We start from the raw sequence: 14,867 nt of genomic DNA on the forward strand, positions 1-14,867 counted from the left end.
GTCACTCGGTGCTATGTGCACCTATATAAAACACCCATTACCCAATTTGGTGAACCCACAGAGCCAATTAATTGAGCATTTGGGCAACGGACTAGGCTTAAGTCTCATTTTTTAAAAAATGTCTGGCTCAGGCACTGGTTTACCAAAACTGGTTTCCAGGAAATCAAAATCGCATCCATCCTCTGCTTGCAAAATGTGGCGGCTAAACATCCAGCCATAACCTCTTTCATATTTGGGTTCTGGTGCTACCCACTTTGCTTTTCTCTGGGCGAGCTCTTCATCACTAATCTCTAGATGTATTTTTCTGTTTGGTACATCTACGGTAATCAGATCACCCGTTTTCACTAAAGCTAATGGTCCACCTATATAAGACTCGGGCGAGGCATGCAAGATGCAAGCGCCATAACTAGTACCACTCATGCGAGCATCAGATAAGCGCAGCATGTCACGTACACCTTGCTTAACTAACTTCACTGGAATGGGTAGCATGCCCCACTCTGGCATACCGGGACCACCTTTAGGGCCCGCGTTTCTTAAAACTAGAATGTGATTCTCTGTCACATCGAGGTTTTCATCCTCGACAGCTTTTTTCATTTCTGGGTAGCTATCAAATACCAATGCTGGGCCAGTGTGTTTAAGGAACTTCTCGGCACAGGCGCTTGGCTTAATCACTGCGCCACCTGGTGCGATATTTCCCTTAAGAACTGCTAGCGCGCCCTCTTGGTAAATGGCTTTATCTAATGGTCGAATGACATCATCGTTATGCACTTGCGCATCTTTTATATTCTCGCCAATGGTTTTTCCCGTGATGGTCATCGCACTTGGGTTCAGATGACTGCCCATCTGTTTTAAAAGTGCTGGCATTCCGCCTGCATAGTAAAAATCTTCCATCAGATACTTGTCACCACTTGGTCGAATGTTGGCAATGACGGGAACTTTTCTGCTAGCCTGGTCAAAATCATTTAAGGTCACGGTGCAATCTGCGCCCGCACGACGAGACATGGCAATCAAATGAATAATGGCATTGGTACTACAACCCATCGCCATCGCTGCATTAATCGCGTTTAAGAAATTGGTTTTACTGAGTACTTTTACTGGCGTGAGGTCTTCCCACACCATCCCTACGATTCTTCTGCCGCAAGCAGCTGCCATACGAGGATGGCTCGCATCTGCTGCTGGAATACTCGATGCGCCTGGCAAGGTTAGTCCTAGCGCCTCAGCAATGCCCATCATGGTGGCAGCAGTGCCCATGGTCATACAGGTGCCATGACTACGGGCAATACCACCCTCCACTTCTAACCACTGCGCCTCAGAGATATTGCCTGCACGGCGCTCATCCCAATATTTCCATGCATCTGAACCTGAACCTAAGACCTTGCCTTTCCAGTTGCCACGCAACATTGGTCCAGCGGGTAAATAGACAAACGGTAGACCCGCAGATAAAGCGCCCATTACTAAACCTGGTGTGGTCTTGTCACAGCCGCCCATGAGAACTGCGCCATCGACTGGATGCGAACGAATCAATTCTTCTGTTTCCATCGCGAGCATATTGCGATAGAGCATGGTGGTAGGTTTGACGTATTGCTCTGCTAATGAAATTGCAGGCAGCTCCAATGGGAAGCCACCGGCTTGCAATATGCCGCGCTTCACATCCTCTACTCGTTGCTTGAAGTGTGTATGACAAGGATTGATATCAGACCAAGTATTAATGATGGCAATGACTGGTTTACCTGCCCAATCCTCTGGTCCATAACCCATTTGCATGGCTCTAGAGCGATGGCCAAAGGAACGCAAATCATCTGGTGCAAACCAGCGAGCACTACGTAAGGATTCTTTGGTCTTTTTGGACATAGGCGCCTATGAATCAATATGAGAATAAATGTAAAAGCCTATATTAATGCTGGAAATTGCAGAAAGGGTATTCCTGCACTTGTTTTCTGCTAACCATTTAATTACCCTACTACAAACAGAGCATCAAGACCTAAATAAAAAACCCTAAAAATACGGGAATGGAGACTAGATGAAGCTTTCTTTATGGATTAAAACCCTGTGCATTTCCTGTTTGGCTTGCTTTGGCTCGCTGACAGCCATCGCCCAATCGGAATATCCGAATAAGCCTGTCAAAATTATTGTTCCCTTCCCCCCTGGTGGCACCACCGATCTGATGGCGCGCATTTCAGCTGAGCAACTAACCAAAATTTTCAAACAAGCCTTTGTGATTGAGAACGTCGCTGGTGGTGGTGGCGTTATTGGCGCCGAACGAGCTGCAGGTGCACAGCCCGATGGCTATACCTTAGTGATGACAGGCGTTGGACAAAATGCAGTAGCTCACGGCCTTGACCCCAATCTCAAATATGACTCAATGAAAGATTTTGCACACATCTCTCTGATTGATCTCGGCCCTAATGTCTTGGTAGTAAACCCTGACCGTCCGTTTAAAACATTGAAAGATATCGTTGACTTTGCAAGAGCCAATCCCGGCAAGCTTGACTATGGCTACACCTATGCCTCATCAGGCCATATGGCTATGGAGTTACTACGGCAAGCAACAGCCACCTGCGCAGATCCTAAAAAGAAACTGAACTGCAATCCATTACCAATTGTTGGCATCCCTTATCGCGGCGGCGGTCCTTTAATGAATGCCCTTTTGGGTAATGAGATTCCTATGATCTTTATTAACCAAGATGCCGCATTATCTTACGTTGCCGCTGGCAAACTGCGTCCGATTGCAGTCAGTAGCTTGCAACGCAATCCTTTGTACCCAACTATTCCTACAGTAGCTGAAAGTGGCTACCCAGGATTCCAAGCATTGTCTTGGGCTGGTATTAGCGCACCCAAGGGAACACCTAAACCAGTACTCGATAAATTAGAAGCTGCCATGATTCAAGCACTACAAACTCCTGAAGTGAAACAACGGATTGAGTCAGTCGGTTTTGTCATTCCACCATTGGGTGCAAATGCGTACAACAATTTCTTGAAATCAGAAATTGAACTCTGGACCAACCTAATTAAGAAATCTGGAATTAAGCCAGAATAATTCAAGCAGAATAGTTATGAAGACAACTATTCTGCTTACTTACTTTTAGTTACTTTTAGTTATTTTTAGCTTTCAGCGCTTCTTCTAACTGATTGATCTTGTTTTGCATGGCAGCCATCTTGGCATTGAGTGCGCCCACATTTAAGAATGTCTCATCGGCGACAGGTGCCTTGAGGTTATTACCCCAACCTAGCCAGGATGAGTCGTAGACCTTCACCTTCTTAAATCCTAGACTCTTGAGAACCGTTGCCGTCTCAGATGCACGGACTCCACTTTGACAATACACCACTGTCTCTTTATCAGGATCTAGATTCGCGTAGAGTTTTTTCAGATCGGCTGTGTTTTTCAGCGCCATTCCTGAGTTATCGCTTACCTGTTTTTTGCTCAGCTTCACTCCTGTTGCTGGGTCCTGCCAGTTATCTTCAAATGGCACATTGATCGCATTTGGAATATGCCCACCACGAATGGCGCGAATGTCCTTACCCGAATATTCATCGGGTGTTCTTGCATCAATGATCTGTACCGATTTGGACTGCGCCAATTTGAGCATCTCTTCATTGCTCACCACGAGCTGCTTTTGTGGCACCAAGGCCACTGATACTGGTTTGAGACTTGTACGCTCTTTCTGAATAGGTAGGCCTGCTTGCTTCCAGCCATCAATACCATCATGATAGATCTGAGCATTTTTGCCACCAAAGTATTTAATGGTGTACAAGCCAAAGTAGCTATAGGGATTACCTCTTGAGCCATAGACCACTACTTCCTGATTCACATCCAAGCCAGCTGCATTGAAGATCTTCTCGATCTGTTCTAGCGCTATGTAGTCTTCCTTATTGGGGTCTCGCAATACAGCACCAGCGTCGCCAATATTAATTGCTCCTGGGATATGGCCATCGAGATAACTCTTTTCGTCTCGAACGTCCCAAATAATCACGCCACGTGCAAGTGCCTGTTGCACTTGATCCGTTTGAACAATAACTGCTGCGTCCTGAGCAAATACGCCAGTAGCAATGGATGCCAATAGGATAAATAAGAGTTTTCTCACTGGGTCTTCCTTTTAATAAATCAGATCTAAATACATGATGAATGAGTCTTTACTCATCCTTCACTCATCCTTCATATTGGCGCTCTTTACGATCGGTTGCAGACGCTTACGCTCTTCATTCAAGAACTTAATAAAGTCTGCTTGTGAGCCTGGAGCTGGTTCAATACCTTGCGGAATCAATCGAGACTTGAGTGCATTGGTATCTAAAGATGCGTTAATTGCCTGGTTCATCTTGGCAATGATCTCAGGTGAGGTGCCTTTAGGGGCAAAGATACCTGACCAGTGACCAATGAAGATATTGGGGTAACCCAACTCTTTAGTAGTTGGCACGTTTGGTAAACGGGTAATACGTTTATTCCATGTAGAGGCGATTGGCCTGAGTTTGCCACCTTCGATTTGTGGCAAGACCACGACGCTGGCCTCTGATGTGGCATCTACTTGTTTAGAGACCACTGCAAACACACCTTCTGATCCACTCTTGTAAGGAATGATTTCATAATTACCACCACCAGCATAAATCTTGAGCATCTCTGCCACGAAGTGTGGGGTGCTACCAGAGCCTGCCGTTGCAAATGTTACGCCAGGCTTATTCTTTGCTTTTGCCAGTAAATCTTTAAAGTTCTGAATCGGTGAATCGCTATTCACCACAATGATCGATGGGCTCACCGCCATCATGCCTACTGGCACCAAGTCTTCTTGCTTATACGGCATGCTGTTACGAAGCATCGGAATGGTCACTACGCCACCCGCTGCACCAGCGTAGAAGGTATAACCATCTGGCGCACTCTTAGCAACATAGTCACCACCCAACACAGAACCTGCGCCCGGCTTGTTCTCTACGATTACCGGCTGCCCTAGTTGCTTACCTACGGCCTCTGCAACAGCGCGTGCTACTAGGTCATTTGCACCACCAGGACCAAAGCCCACCACAAATTTAATCGGGCGATTGGGCCATGGGTCTGCAGCAAGCGCAGATGTAGCAATGAACATGGAAATAAACGCTATAAGAATTTTTGATAGTTTCATGATGGTATTAGTAGCGACTAGGTTGGGTTGAGTTGAGTTAGGTTGGGTTTATTTATGAGAACTTCTTTTCTAGGGCATCAAAGTCTTCTTTTTTGACAACACTTTGACGCTGAGCAAAAGTAGCAACTAAATTGGGGTCTTCTTTGAGTTCGCCCGTCTGCTTTAAATGATTTAGGGCTTGGTTCATACCATGCACCGCACCTTGTAAAGCGGCATTGGCATACAACACAATCCCAAAACCCATTTGCGCTAGCTCTTGCTGAGAAAGTGATGGGGTCTTGCCGCCAATCACCATATTGATTAGCTGTGGGCAATAGGTTTGTGCTGCAATGATCTTCATTTCTTCTACGCTCTCTGGCGCTTCAATGAAGGTCATATCAGCGCCAGCTTGCGCGTAGGCTTGAGCTCTATCTAGAGCATCTTGTAATCCATTGATCGATCTAGCATCTGTTCTAGCTATGATTAAAAAGTCATCATGCACTCTAGCGTCTACTGCGGCTTTGATTTTTCCGCACATCTCTTCTTTGCTAATAATACTTTTGCCAGCGAAGTGACCACAACGCTTGGGCATAGCCTGATCTTCTATTTGTACTGCGTTAGCACCAGATCTCTCTAGCACTTTAATAGTGTGATGCACATTTACCGCATTACCAAACCCAACATCGATATCTACAATGAGGGGTAGTTGAATCACATCCCGAATGGCAGCAGTGTGCGACGCAACATCATTCAGGCTAATAAAACCTAAATCGGGAATGCCATAAAACTGATTGGTGAGACCTGCTCCACTTAAATAGACTGCCTCAAATCCAGCATCTTCAATCACTCTTGCTGCTAATGCATTGCCTGCTCCAGGAACTAGCAATCCCCTTCTCTCATTAATGAGTCGGCGCAGCTTGGTGCCCAAATGGGTTGAGCCATCTTGTTGTGGCATGGTAGTCTCCTTTTTACAGAATTATAAATACCTATTTAGAGACAAATGTCAGAAAAACCCGCTATTACTGGCGTAGATTGCCATGCCCACATCATGGCCGTGGATCTACCCTTGGCTCCGGAGATCCACTCTCGACCTACGCGTGATGTTGACGCAGAAGAATATCTCGCTGTTTTAGGCTCACACGGTATCTCACATGGGGTATTAATTGCACCCAGTTTTTATGGTGCTAATAATTCGCTTTTGCTTGATGCTCTTCGTCGTTATCCTGATCGACTTCGTGGCACAGTCATTGTTGACCCCAGTTCCTCTCACCTAGAGCAAGAATTACTACAGATGCGTGAGCAAGGTGTTGTTGGCATTCGCCTAAATTGGATTAAGAAAAAAGCCATTCCCAATATTGATAGCGCTGACTACAAGCGACTGTTGGCTTTAGCCAAAGATTTAGATCTTCATATTGAATTATTTCTAGAAGACCACTTACAAGAATTGGTAGTTCCGAAAATATTAGCTAGTGGCGCCACTTTGGTGCTGGATCACTTTGGCAACCCAGATCCTAAATTTGGCATGCAGAGTAAGAGTTTTCAGAATACCCTGCATGGTCTTGCCGATGGCAAAGTATGGGTCAAACTGTCGGCACCCTATCGTCTTGGCTTTTTGGAAGGTATCTCCATTCAAGGCTATGTTGATGCGCTTGTGGCAGCCAACCCCAAACAACTAGTATGGGCTAGTGATTGGCCATGGCTCAGTTATGAAAACCGTTTTACTTATGCTGACTGTATTTCTTGGATTCAGTCAGCCATTCCAAATACCAAAGTGTGGAATGACATTTTGATCAATAACCCTAAATCCCTCTTTCATTTTGAATAAGGCTTGATATGCGCAATCTTTCTAAACAATCTCTTTTGAAAACCGTCTTTGCTTGTACAGCAATCTGTTTATTGCAATCGGTTTCTGCTCAGACCGTCACTAAATTGATTGTTCCTACTGCGCCTGGTGGCGGTACCGATGCACTCTTTCGGGTAGCCTCTAAAGATGCGCAGCGCTTTATTGGTGGCCCGATTAGCGTGCAGAACGTTCCAGGTGCCGGCGGCACGATTGGTGTTGCGCAAATGGTGAACTCTCCACCAGATGGTTATACCCTAGCAGGCGTTTGGCCTTCCCCTGTCACGGTTGTTCCGCAAACTAGCAAAGTACCTTACACGCCGAATGACTATATTCCAGTGATTCAGCTATCTACTGCGCCGTATGTCTTTTGCGTGCATCCTGATTTTCCAGCAAATGATGGCAAATCCTTTATGGAAGAGTTGCGCAAGAATCCCAAGAAATACACCTATGGCACCGATGGCTTAGGTGGCCCTGCGCAGCTCGCTACCGAGCGCATCTTCAGACCGCAAAATATCCAAGCAGTTGATGTTCCCTACAAAGGTGCCGGTGAAACCATCATAGGTTTTTTATCGAATCAAATTGATATCTATGTAGGCTCTATTCCACCGGTCTTACAGCACGCCAATATTGGTAAAGCCAAGTGCTTGCTAGTCTCTTCTGTAAACAGAAATGCGCAATTTCCGAATGCGAGCTCCTTAAAAGATATTGGTCTTCCTAAAGAAGAAACTTTGTTGTGGAGGGTAGTGTTGGCACCTAAAGGCACGAAGCCTGAGCGCGTTAAGCAAATTGCACAAGCCTTCAGTCAGGCCATGAAAGAGCCTGACACCATGCGGTATTTAGATGAGGTTGGTGAATCTTCTGCCGTTCTGACAGGCAAAGAGCTACAAAACAAGCTTGATCAGGAATACGCAGCCTTCAGCCAAATCGCGAAGACACTGAATTTGCGTTAAATGCTCAACTGCCAGCTAGTCGCTTTTGTCTGGCGACTTGCTGTAGTCGCTCGCAATCTGGGTTGGGCGTTCCATCCTCATTGAGAATATTGAATTCTCGGCAAGGGGTTGGACGGTTCTCATAAATAGAGCAGCGCCAACCCTCTTCTTTGGTGTGGCGTAATGCGATACAAGGTGCACCACCCCTCTCGGTGCCTTTCATACAGGCGAGATGATCTGTGAGTTTGGTAGTTAGTTCTGCGGGAACCACACCCACGCCATTACCTTCAATTTCCCCATGATAGAAACTCACACGGAAATGTTGGCAACACTGACCACAGTCAAAACAGGGATTGGATGTCATTCAATCTTGATGATTACTTAGAAAGTCTCATTGTATTTCCCCTTGGGGATCTATTTATCAGTCTTTTCCTACATGCAATTCAGTAAGTTCTGATAGGGATTTTATGATTCAGCGACTATGCTTTTCCATAAGCAGCAATTTCTTAATTCAGGAATTTCGTCAAATAAGGCATTATGAAGAAAAAATACACCGGCAGTAAGTTTGATGATTTCCTAAGACAGGAATCATTACTAAAGACCTGCACTAGAACTGCAATTGACCGCGTTAGCTCGTGGCTAATTAGGCGTAATTTAAAGAATAAAACTCCCTCGCAATTTACCAAAAAGAAATAAAACAAGGGAATAAGGAATCCGTGATTTCCTTATTCCCCCTCTGCTGACTTTTATTCTTATTTTTTACTGATACTGACGATTAAACGCTTGCTTTGTTTCGCTTTCATGACGCTTGGTGTTTTTGAGTACTGCGCAGTACGACAAAATCATGATGGCAGCCAATGAGATGCCGTTAAAGTTGTTCATCAAGTTGCTTAATGTATTCATGTGTTTCTCCTCTACTTTGATTACTTTTTTGTTACCTTGTTACTAGATTAATGAGTCAAAAGCTCACAAAATGAGCTAGTGAAAAATCGTGATTTTTTGGTATTTTGTTGATGCTCTTTTATGCGTTTCATGGGCTTTCCTAGCGTGCGATCGGCAACTCATCCCACTTGGTGGTGTAGTTAGGTGATCGATTGTTTGATCGCATTTGCCAAGCTTGTTTACTATCTTGCGTACCCGAGGCTGCTGACCGAAGCGCTGCATTTCCAAAGCGGGTATTAATTTCATCCATCACTTTCATGAGGTGTGCTGACTTACCTTTGCTCTCTAGATCTTCAAAGAGTGATTGCTGAACGCTAGGTTTATCGCTAATGCAGTTCAGAATGACTCCCGCTTTCTTATAACGAAAGTTGGGTTGATAAATTTGCTTCAGGCCTGCTAGCGCTGCGTTAGTTAATGTCAGCGTGTTGTCTGTTGGATCAGCCAAAGGAACGGTGATGCTTTGATGGTGCTGTGGCTCATATTGCTTAAATGGGTTTGTCTGAATAAACACCGTTAATGCACCAGTCACCCCATCTTGCCCCCTCAATTTCTCTGCGGCTCTCGCGACATGAGTCGCTACTGATTGGGCTAGCTCAGTCTGGCTGGTCACTAGCTTGCCAAAGCTGCGTGAAGCAATGATTTGCTGCTTATCTGCCGCCACTTCTTCTAGCTGCAGGCAGGAAGTGCCTCGCAGTTCATAGCAAAGACGCTCCATCACCACGCCATACTGCTGGCGCATAGCCTGCGGTGAAGCACACAGCAGGTCAAACACACTATGAATACCCTGTGCTTTGAGTTTTTTATTTAACTGGCGACCAATCCCCCACACTTCACCAACCTCAGTCTCGCTCATCCATTGGTAGAGTTCTTCTTTGCGCATTGCCTGTACATCGCATACACCAGAAAATGAGGAATGTTTCTTTGCCAAATGATTGGCCAACTTCGCCAAAGTCTTGCTAGCACCAATGCCAACACACACTGGTAAGCCGGTTGTATCTTTGACAGTTTGTCGAATCGATTGACCCAACTCAACGGTATCGCGGTAGTGTTTTAAAACACTTTCGATTTGTAAGAAACTTTCATCAATGCTGTAGATCTCAATCTTGGGTGTAAATGTTTTGAGTACCTGCACTACCCGATTACTCATATCACCATAGAGCGTGTAGTTTGATGAGTAGGCAGTAATGCCGTGCTTCTTAGCCAGATCTTTCATCTGAAACCAGGGCATACCCATCTTGACCCCTAGGGCCTTGACTTCTGCGCTACGCGCTACGGCGCATCCATCATTATTTGATAGCACAACCATAGGAACGGTTTCCAGCTTGGGCTGAAAAACACGCTCACAAGAAACATAGAAATTGTTCACATCCACCAAAGCAAACAATGCTGGGGTTGAATGAGTGGTGGGTAATTTTTGTGGCGCACTCATAGCTTGATACTCTTGTTGTAACGAGTGCTCGCAGTGCTGTACTTGCGCACTACGCCAACCACTACACCCCAAATCTGCAACTCATTGCCCTCACCAAATGTGATGGGCTCATAGCTCGGGTTCTCAGGTTGCAACTCAACACGGCCACGTGATTGATATAGACGTTTAATGGTGTACTCACCATCAACAACTGCCACCACGATATCTTTGTGTTTTGGCTTTAACGCTTTATCCACTACAACCTTATCGCCATCACAAATTCCTGCGCCCAACATCGAGTCACCCTTCACGGTGAACATGAAAGTGGCGGGCTTGTTCTCTACGAGGTACTGGTTTAAATCCAGGCCATCCTCAGCGTAATCCGCCGCCGGACTAGGAAATCCAGCTGAAATACGGTGGCTTAAGAGCTTGAGCTCATAGGCAGCAAAATGACCTGCCAAGGCTTGTGGTGCCTGACTTAAGGTCGTTTTTAGTGGGCTTAACTGCGGCTTCATAGTGATTAATATACTGTATGTTTATACAGTATATATAAAAACCTGAAAAATGAGGCTGTTTTTGTTGTTTTCCGGTCTTTGAGGCGGTTTTTCTAGTCATAAACCCCAATCTCCCCAGGAAGGATTTAACCCATAATGGGCTATGAGTTTTCGATGAATTTCTATTCCAAAACAACCGATACCGGTGGGGGAGACAAATGAAGTTGCATCACAAGGTAAGTTATATCGTTGCTGGGTTTTATTTTTTCTTAGGTCTGTGTACAGCAGCGTTTGCGCAATCCGCAGCACCCTTCCCCGATAGAACCATCCAGTACATCATTCCTTTTCCGCCTGCTGGCGAATCGGATTTAGTTGCCCGCTATCAAGCCGACATCTCTGCGAAAAAGTTTGGACAACCCATGGTGGTGATAAATCGCGCTGGCGCTGGTGGCGCTCTTGTTTGGAGCGCGCTTAATACCTACCCTGCCGATGGCGCAACCGTAGTAGGCGTCAATATTCCGCACACCATCTTGCAGCCACTACAAGAAGGTATTCAGTACAAAACTGACGATATCAATGCGATCTACTACTACCACTTCACCCCAGATGCCTTGATGGTCTCTGCTGATAGCCCATATAAAACCTATCAAGAATTTATTGCCGCAGCTAAGAAAGAGCCTGGCAAGATGTCCTTGGCTGGCTCAGCCCAATACTCCGCTAACCATATGGCTGTAGAGCGCTTAAATAAATTGGCAGGCGTCAAAATTAATTACGTGCCGTTTAAAGGCACGGGTGATTTAATTACCGCACTCATTGGCATGCACGTTGATGGCGCGATGGGTTATTTGCCATTAGCGATTCAGCAAAAAGGGAAAGTGCGTACTCTTGCTATCGCCACTGAGAAACGCAATCCCGCGCTACCTGATGTACCGACCTTTAAAGAACTGGGACTGAACTGGGTAGACGGCGCTTATCGTGGTGTAGCCGTACCCAAATCTACCCCGCTAGTACTTCAACAAAAGATGTCGGATTACTTTGCCAAGCTCAATGCCGATCCTGAGACTAAGAAAAAATTAGAAGAGTCTGGTTTTGTATTGGTTGATATACCACTGGCAAAAATGCCAGCATTTATCAAAGAGAAAAGTGCGCAGTCTATGGAGGATGCGAAGAATGCAGGAATGCTGAAGTAATCAAGCCCAAGCTTTATTCCTGACCGGTTTTTTGCGTAAAAATTTGGATGTCCTCCTGCGAAACGGGCAAGCTAATAAGATCGGTGTAATAAAGACTGGAACCGGGCAGACGCTCGATTGACTTTGGAGCAAGACGTCCAACAGGGACTAAATATTCTTGCCAAAGCTGGCGCATATGCAGGCTATACGTACTCACCGGAACCTTTAGCTCAACTGCCCGCTCCGTCAATTGCTCACAAAGGGTAACCGGTCTTTCGATATGAAGTCTATAAAGATGTGGTCGCTCTGATTTTGCTTTTTTCTCATAACGCTCAACATGGTAATCGCGGTATGTTCTTGTGCCGAAATCAAAAATATTGTCAGCAATGGCGCGCGACAACCAATAAGCATCGGCTGCATCATGGTCACTCAACAGCATATCCTGCAATTTGTTTTGATAGCGCTCTTTGTATCTTTGAGTTTTATGGCTATAAAAAGGATGTGTTTTCATATAGCCAGCAACCAAGCCACCCAACACTACTAAGCCCCCAATTAATATCCCCTCAGTCATCCCCAATACCCTTGCTGATCTCAACAGGCAGGCTATTTAGCCCAGCCGGCAAATACTTCCAAAATATTTAATCGATAAAATACCAAAAAAATAGATTCAATATGCGAACTGTCGCACATTATTTGTGCAAACAGAACTAACAAAACATGAATGCCAAAATGGCCGGGTCATCCAAGAACATATCAGATAGATACATGCTGGCTCTAAAAAGCCAAGGGTTTACGGTCTCAATGATTTCGAAAGTATCTCCATCAGGCTATTGTAGTCGCCTAGCCCCCAAGATAATCTGACTTACCCACTTCTACACCGTTGTGGCGCAAGATGTTGTAGGCGGTCGCAATATGAAAGTAGAAGTTGGGAATAATCCAGGTCAGTAGGTATTGATCGCCTACAAACTCAAAGTTCCATTCTTTAATCGAGAACTTAATTTCTTTAGTCTCGCTACCCTCAAGCTGCGCAGGGGTAATGGTCTTAGCAAAAGCAATAGTTTTAGCAATACGCTCTTGCAACTGCTCAAAGGTACTTTCGTGATCATCAAATTTGGGTGGCTCAACGCCAGCAAGGCGCGCCATGCCGTTCTTAACTTGGTCGCAAGCAATTTGGATTTGCTTTGATAGCGGGAACATATCTGGCGCGAGGCGATCATTAATCAGCACTGCGCCATCAATATTCTTTTCCTTAGCGAAAGCTTCGCCCTTTTTGAGGATATTAGAAAGGTTTGTCAGCATCTTCACAAACTGCGGAATCGATGCTTGATACATTGACATTGGCATATTGATGTTTACCTTCTTGCTTAAACGTCACTCATGAAATCACCGCCACCACTGTCATCCCAAGAGCTGGCACCCGCGTCATCCCACGAGCTCGCATCATTGACACCAAAGTTTGGAGCATCTGGTGCAATTCCGCCAACCTGATTAAAGCCGTTGTTTACATTTCCAGGATTAGTGTGTTGATTGCCGCCCATCAAATGGCTAGCCAATGCTTCGCCTGCAACCATACCAGCACCTAAAGCGGCGCCCGTTGCCAAGCTACCCATCAAACCACTACCTGCGCTAGGTGCGCCAGGGTAACCAGGAGGATAAGTACCAGGAGCACCTGGAGCACCAGAATATGGGCCATTTACTGTCGGAGCGTTATACACCTCTACTGGTGGCTGACGCTTTTTCATGAAGAAGATGATTCCGGCGATCAAGATCGCCATCAAAATCCAGAACATGGGGCTGCTGAAGATAGAGCCTGCGCCAGAATTCATATTTACATTTGCGGGCACTGTGCCAACACGCAACTCTGCTTGTAAGCGCTGGACAGATTCAGGTTGCGCAAATGGCAATCCAGGCGCCAAGTTTTCTGCTTTAACAAAGGCTTGACGCGCGGCATCGATTTTGCCTTCACGCAAATAGAGTTCAGATGCAATGTAATGCGCCTTGGCGCTATTCGGATGGTTTTGCAATACCTCTTTCATCATGGCATCAGCTTTAGCCAATTGACCTGATTGAATAGCTTGAGAAACCTCTGGCAATGTTGCTTCGGCAAAAGCGAGAGAACTCGTTAACAAGAGCGCGCTTGCGAACACTGTCACAAACATCTTCATTACCTTCATTACATTACGCATTTTCATTAAAACTCCTTGTAGGAAATTTATTGCGATTTTTATTATCGCTAGTTTGGGTATTTTTGCTATCCCTTAGCTATATGAGGGCTTTTTGGGGAAATTCAAGCCTAAGAATAGAGCTCCTCAAATGGAGTAACCTTATTTTTTGTAGCTATATTAATTGATTGATGTTATGATTTTATGTAACTACAATAATTTGGATGAAATTTACCTATGATTTGGCAAAAAATAATTCCAATTTAAAGAAGCATGGTCTACCCCTCTCGGCTGCTAAGTTATTAGATTGGGATACGGCACTGAAGTGGGTTGACCGCAGAAAAGAATATGGAGAAGAAAGGTTCGTAGCTTTAGCGCTAATTAGTCAACGCTTATATTGCGTGGTTTATGTAGAGTCAAAAGCAACAATGAGAATTATTAGTCTGAGAAAAGCAAACATTCGCGAGATCGATAAATATGAAGAAGAAAATTATTAGGCCTAGCGCTAAAGAAGATATTGCAATTACAAGAGCAGCCCTATCCGACCCAGACTCACCTCCGCTCACCGACAAAGAGTGGAATGAAATTAAACATAGAGCTATTCGGGGGCGAGGTAGACCTCTTGGTAGCGGCACCAAAGAGCAGATCACTCTGAGGATTGATAAGGACACTTTAGATTTCTACAAATCTAAAGGTGAAGGCTGGCAAACCTTCATTAATCAAATATTAGGTGAAGTAAAGAGGGAATCTAAAACCATCTCTACTATTGAGAAAAGACTTAATAAAGGCGTTTTAATGGCTAGCAAGTTAAAGGCGGCTGCCTAGACATCTGA

Annotated in this window: 17 protein-coding genes; 6 read left to right on the forward strand and 11 right to left on the reverse strand. The window is 45.2% G+C overall.

From position 1 onward, the window contains the following. Positions 1-111: 111 nt before the first annotated feature. On the reverse strand, positions 112-1,851 hold the full coding sequence (gene araD / locus NHB35_RS06950) for an L-arabinonate dehydratase (protein WP_353431649.1): 1,740 nt from the start codon (positions 1,849-1,851) through the stop codon (positions 112-114). A 169-nt stretch (positions 1,852-2,020) separates the two neighbouring features. On the opposite strand from araD, the gene NHB35_RS06955 reads away from it, so the two are divergent. Continuing rightward, positions 2,021-3,037: a tripartite tricarboxylate transporter substrate binding protein gene (locus NHB35_RS06955; protein ID WP_353431650.1), complete on the forward strand. Its 1,017-nt coding sequence runs from the start codon at positions 2,021-2,023 to the stop codon at positions 3,035-3,037. A gap of 55 nt (positions 3,038-3,092) precedes the next feature. On the opposite strand, the gene NHB35_RS06960 is transcribed toward NHB35_RS06955, so the two are convergent. The 3 genes from NHB35_RS06960 to NHB35_RS06970 are packed head-to-tail and all read right to left on the reverse strand — an operon-like array spanning position 3,093 to position 6,042. Beyond that, the gene (locus NHB35_RS06960; protein ID WP_353431651.1) at positions 3,093-4,082 is read right to left on the reverse strand and encodes a sulfurtransferase; all 990 of its coding nucleotides are present in this window, start codon (positions 4,080-4,082) and stop codon (positions 3,093-3,095) included. A gap of 60 nt (positions 4,083-4,142) precedes the next feature. After that, on the reverse strand, positions 4,143-5,108 hold the full coding sequence (locus tag NHB35_RS06965) for a tripartite tricarboxylate transporter substrate binding protein (protein ID WP_353431652.1): 966 nt from the start codon (positions 5,106-5,108) through the stop codon (positions 4,143-4,145). 52 nt (positions 5,109-5,160) lie between these two features. Then, positions 5,161-6,042 (reverse strand): oxaloacetate decarboxylase, encoded by an 882-nt coding sequence (locus NHB35_RS06970; protein ID WP_353431653.1) that lies wholly within the window; start codon positions 6,040-6,042, stop codon positions 5,161-5,163. Between the two features lie 45 nt (positions 6,043-6,087). Between NHB35_RS06970 and NHB35_RS06975 the strand changes: the two genes are divergently transcribed. Both NHB35_RS06975 and NHB35_RS06980 read left to right on the forward strand, forming a co-directional pair. Further along, a complete protein-coding gene (locus tag NHB35_RS06975) occupies positions 6,088-6,912 on the forward strand; it encodes an amidohydrolase family protein (RefSeq protein ID WP_353431654.1) in 825 nt (274 codons plus the stop codon). Between the two features lie 35 nt (positions 6,913-6,947). Then, the gene (locus NHB35_RS06980) at positions 6,948-7,880 is read left to right on the forward strand and encodes a tripartite tricarboxylate transporter substrate binding protein (RefSeq protein WP_353431655.1); all 933 of its coding nucleotides are present in this window, start codon (positions 6,948-6,950) and stop codon (positions 7,878-7,880) included. A gap of 4 nt (positions 7,881-7,884) precedes the next feature. Here the strand turns inward: NHB35_RS06980 and NHB35_RS06985 are convergent, their stop codons facing one another. The 4 genes from NHB35_RS06985 to umuD all read right to left on the reverse strand — a co-directional run bounded on the left by NHB35_RS06985 (position 7,885) and on the right by umuD (position 10,724). Continuing rightward, complete coding sequence (locus NHB35_RS06985; protein ID WP_353431656.1) at positions 7,885-8,223, reverse strand: YkgJ family cysteine cluster protein; 339 nt, start codon at positions 8,221-8,223, stop codon at positions 7,885-7,887. 395 nt (positions 8,224-8,618) lie between these two features. Next, complete coding sequence (locus NHB35_RS06990; RefSeq protein ID WP_353431658.1) at positions 8,619-8,762, reverse strand: hypothetical protein; 144 nt, start codon at positions 8,760-8,762, stop codon at positions 8,619-8,621. A gap of 139 nt (positions 8,763-8,901) precedes the next feature. Next, on the reverse strand, positions 8,902-10,230 hold the full coding sequence (locus tag NHB35_RS06995; RefSeq protein WP_353431659.1) for a Y-family DNA polymerase: 1,329 nt from the start codon (positions 10,228-10,230) through the stop codon (positions 8,902-8,904). Next, on the reverse strand, positions 10,227-10,724 hold the full coding sequence (gene umuD, locus NHB35_RS07000; protein WP_353431660.1) for a translesion error-prone DNA polymerase V autoproteolytic subunit: 498 nt from the start codon (positions 10,722-10,724) through the stop codon (positions 10,227-10,229). Before umuD ends, NHB35_RS06995 begins: the two co-directional genes overlap by 4 nt. A gap of 197 nt (positions 10,725-10,921) precedes the next feature. On the opposite strand from umuD, the gene NHB35_RS07005 reads away from it, so the two are divergent. Further along, positions 10,922-11,893 carry a tripartite tricarboxylate transporter substrate binding protein gene (locus NHB35_RS07005; RefSeq protein ID WP_353431661.1) on the forward strand — a complete coding sequence of 324 codons (972 nt, stop codon included), beginning with the start codon at positions 10,922-10,924 and terminating at the stop codon, positions 11,891-11,893. 13 nt (positions 11,894-11,906) lie between these two features. Here the strand turns inward: NHB35_RS07005 and NHB35_RS07010 are convergent, their stop codons facing one another. The 3 genes from NHB35_RS07010 to NHB35_RS07020 form a co-directional block, all read right to left on the reverse strand. Then, entirely contained in the window at positions 11,907-12,443 is a 537-nt protein-coding gene (locus NHB35_RS07010) for a hypothetical protein (protein WP_353431662.1), read from the reverse strand. 269 nt (positions 12,444-12,712) lie between these two features. Beyond that, positions 12,713-13,216 carry a DUF1993 domain-containing protein gene (locus NHB35_RS07015; protein WP_353431663.1) on the reverse strand — a complete coding sequence of 168 codons (504 nt, stop codon included), beginning with the start codon at positions 13,214-13,216 and terminating at the stop codon, positions 12,713-12,715. Between the two features lie 20 nt (positions 13,217-13,236). Then, entirely contained in the window at positions 13,237-14,064 is an 828-nt protein-coding gene (locus NHB35_RS07020) for a tetratricopeptide repeat protein (protein ID WP_353431664.1), read from the reverse strand. A 194-nt stretch (positions 14,065-14,258) separates the two neighbouring features. On the opposite strand from NHB35_RS07020, the gene NHB35_RS07025 reads away from it, so the two are divergent. Continuing rightward, on the forward strand, positions 14,259-14,531 hold the full coding sequence (locus tag NHB35_RS07025; protein ID WP_353431665.1) for a BrnT family toxin: 273 nt from the start codon (positions 14,259-14,261) through the stop codon (positions 14,529-14,531). Continuing rightward, positions 14,512-14,859: a BrnA antitoxin family protein gene (locus NHB35_RS07030; RefSeq protein WP_353431666.1), complete on the forward strand. Its 348-nt coding sequence runs from the start codon at positions 14,512-14,514 to the stop codon at positions 14,857-14,859. The genes NHB35_RS07025 and NHB35_RS07030 overlap by 20 nt, the downstream gene beginning before the upstream one ends. Positions 14,860-14,867 lie beyond the last annotated feature (8 nt).

It is taken from the genome of Polynucleobacter sp. MWH-UH23A (assembly GCF_040409805.1).
Lineage (GTDB): Bacteria > Pseudomonadota > Gammaproteobacteria > Burkholderiales > Burkholderiaceae > Polynucleobacter.

Excerpts from the sequence above, each read along its gene's own strand:
- NHB35_RS06990 (WP_353431658.1), bottom strand. The coding sequence starts at position 8,762 with ATGAATACATTAAGCAACTTGATGAACAACTTTAACGGCATCTCATTG.
- NHB35_RS07030 (WP_353431666.1), top strand. The coding sequence starts at position 14,512 with ATGAAGAAGAAAATTATTAGGCCTAGCGCTAAAGAAGATATTGCAATT.
- NHB35_RS07005 (WP_353431661.1), top strand. The coding sequence starts at position 10,922 with ATGAAGTTGCATCACAAGGTAAGTTATATCGTTGCTGGGTTTTATTTT.
- NHB35_RS06970 (WP_353431653.1), bottom strand. The coding sequence starts at position 6,042 with ATGCCACAACAAGATGGCTCAACCCATTTGGGCACCAAGCTGCGCCGA.
- NHB35_RS06995 (WP_353431659.1), bottom strand. The coding sequence starts at position 10,230 with ATGAGTGCGCCACAAAAATTACCCACCACTCATTCAACCCCAGCATTG.
- NHB35_RS07020 (WP_353431664.1), bottom strand. The coding sequence starts at position 14,064 with ATGAAAATGCGTAATGTAATGAAGGTAATGAAGATGTTTGTGACAGTG.
- umuD (WP_353431660.1), bottom strand. The coding sequence starts at position 10,724 with ATGAAGCCGCAGTTAAGCCCACTAAAAACGACCTTAAGTCAGGCACCA.
- NHB35_RS06985 (WP_353431656.1), bottom strand. The coding sequence starts at position 8,223 with ATGACATCCAATCCCTGTTTTGACTGTGGTCAGTGTTGCCAACATTTC.
- NHB35_RS07015 (WP_353431663.1), bottom strand. The coding sequence starts at position 13,216 with ATGCCAATGTCAATGTATCAAGCATCGATTCCGCAGTTTGTGAAGATG.
- NHB35_RS07025 (WP_353431665.1), top strand. The coding sequence starts at position 14,259 with ATGAAATTTACCTATGATTTGGCAAAAAATAATTCCAATTTAAAGAAG.
- NHB35_RS06965 (WP_353431652.1), bottom strand. The coding sequence starts at position 5,108 with ATGAAACTATCAAAAATTCTTATAGCGTTTATTTCCATGTTCATTGCT.
- araD (WP_353431649.1), bottom strand. The coding sequence starts at position 1,851 with ATGTCCAAAAAGACCAAAGAATCCTTACGTAGTGCTCGCTGGTTTGCA.
- NHB35_RS06975 (WP_353431654.1), top strand. The coding sequence starts at position 6,088 with ATGTCAGAAAAACCCGCTATTACTGGCGTAGATTGCCATGCCCACATC.
- NHB35_RS06955 (WP_353431650.1), top strand. The coding sequence starts at position 2,021 with ATGAAGCTTTCTTTATGGATTAAAACCCTGTGCATTTCCTGTTTGGCT.
- NHB35_RS07010 (WP_353431662.1), bottom strand. The coding sequence starts at position 12,443 with ATGACTGAGGGGATATTAATTGGGGGCTTAGTAGTGTTGGGTGGCTTG.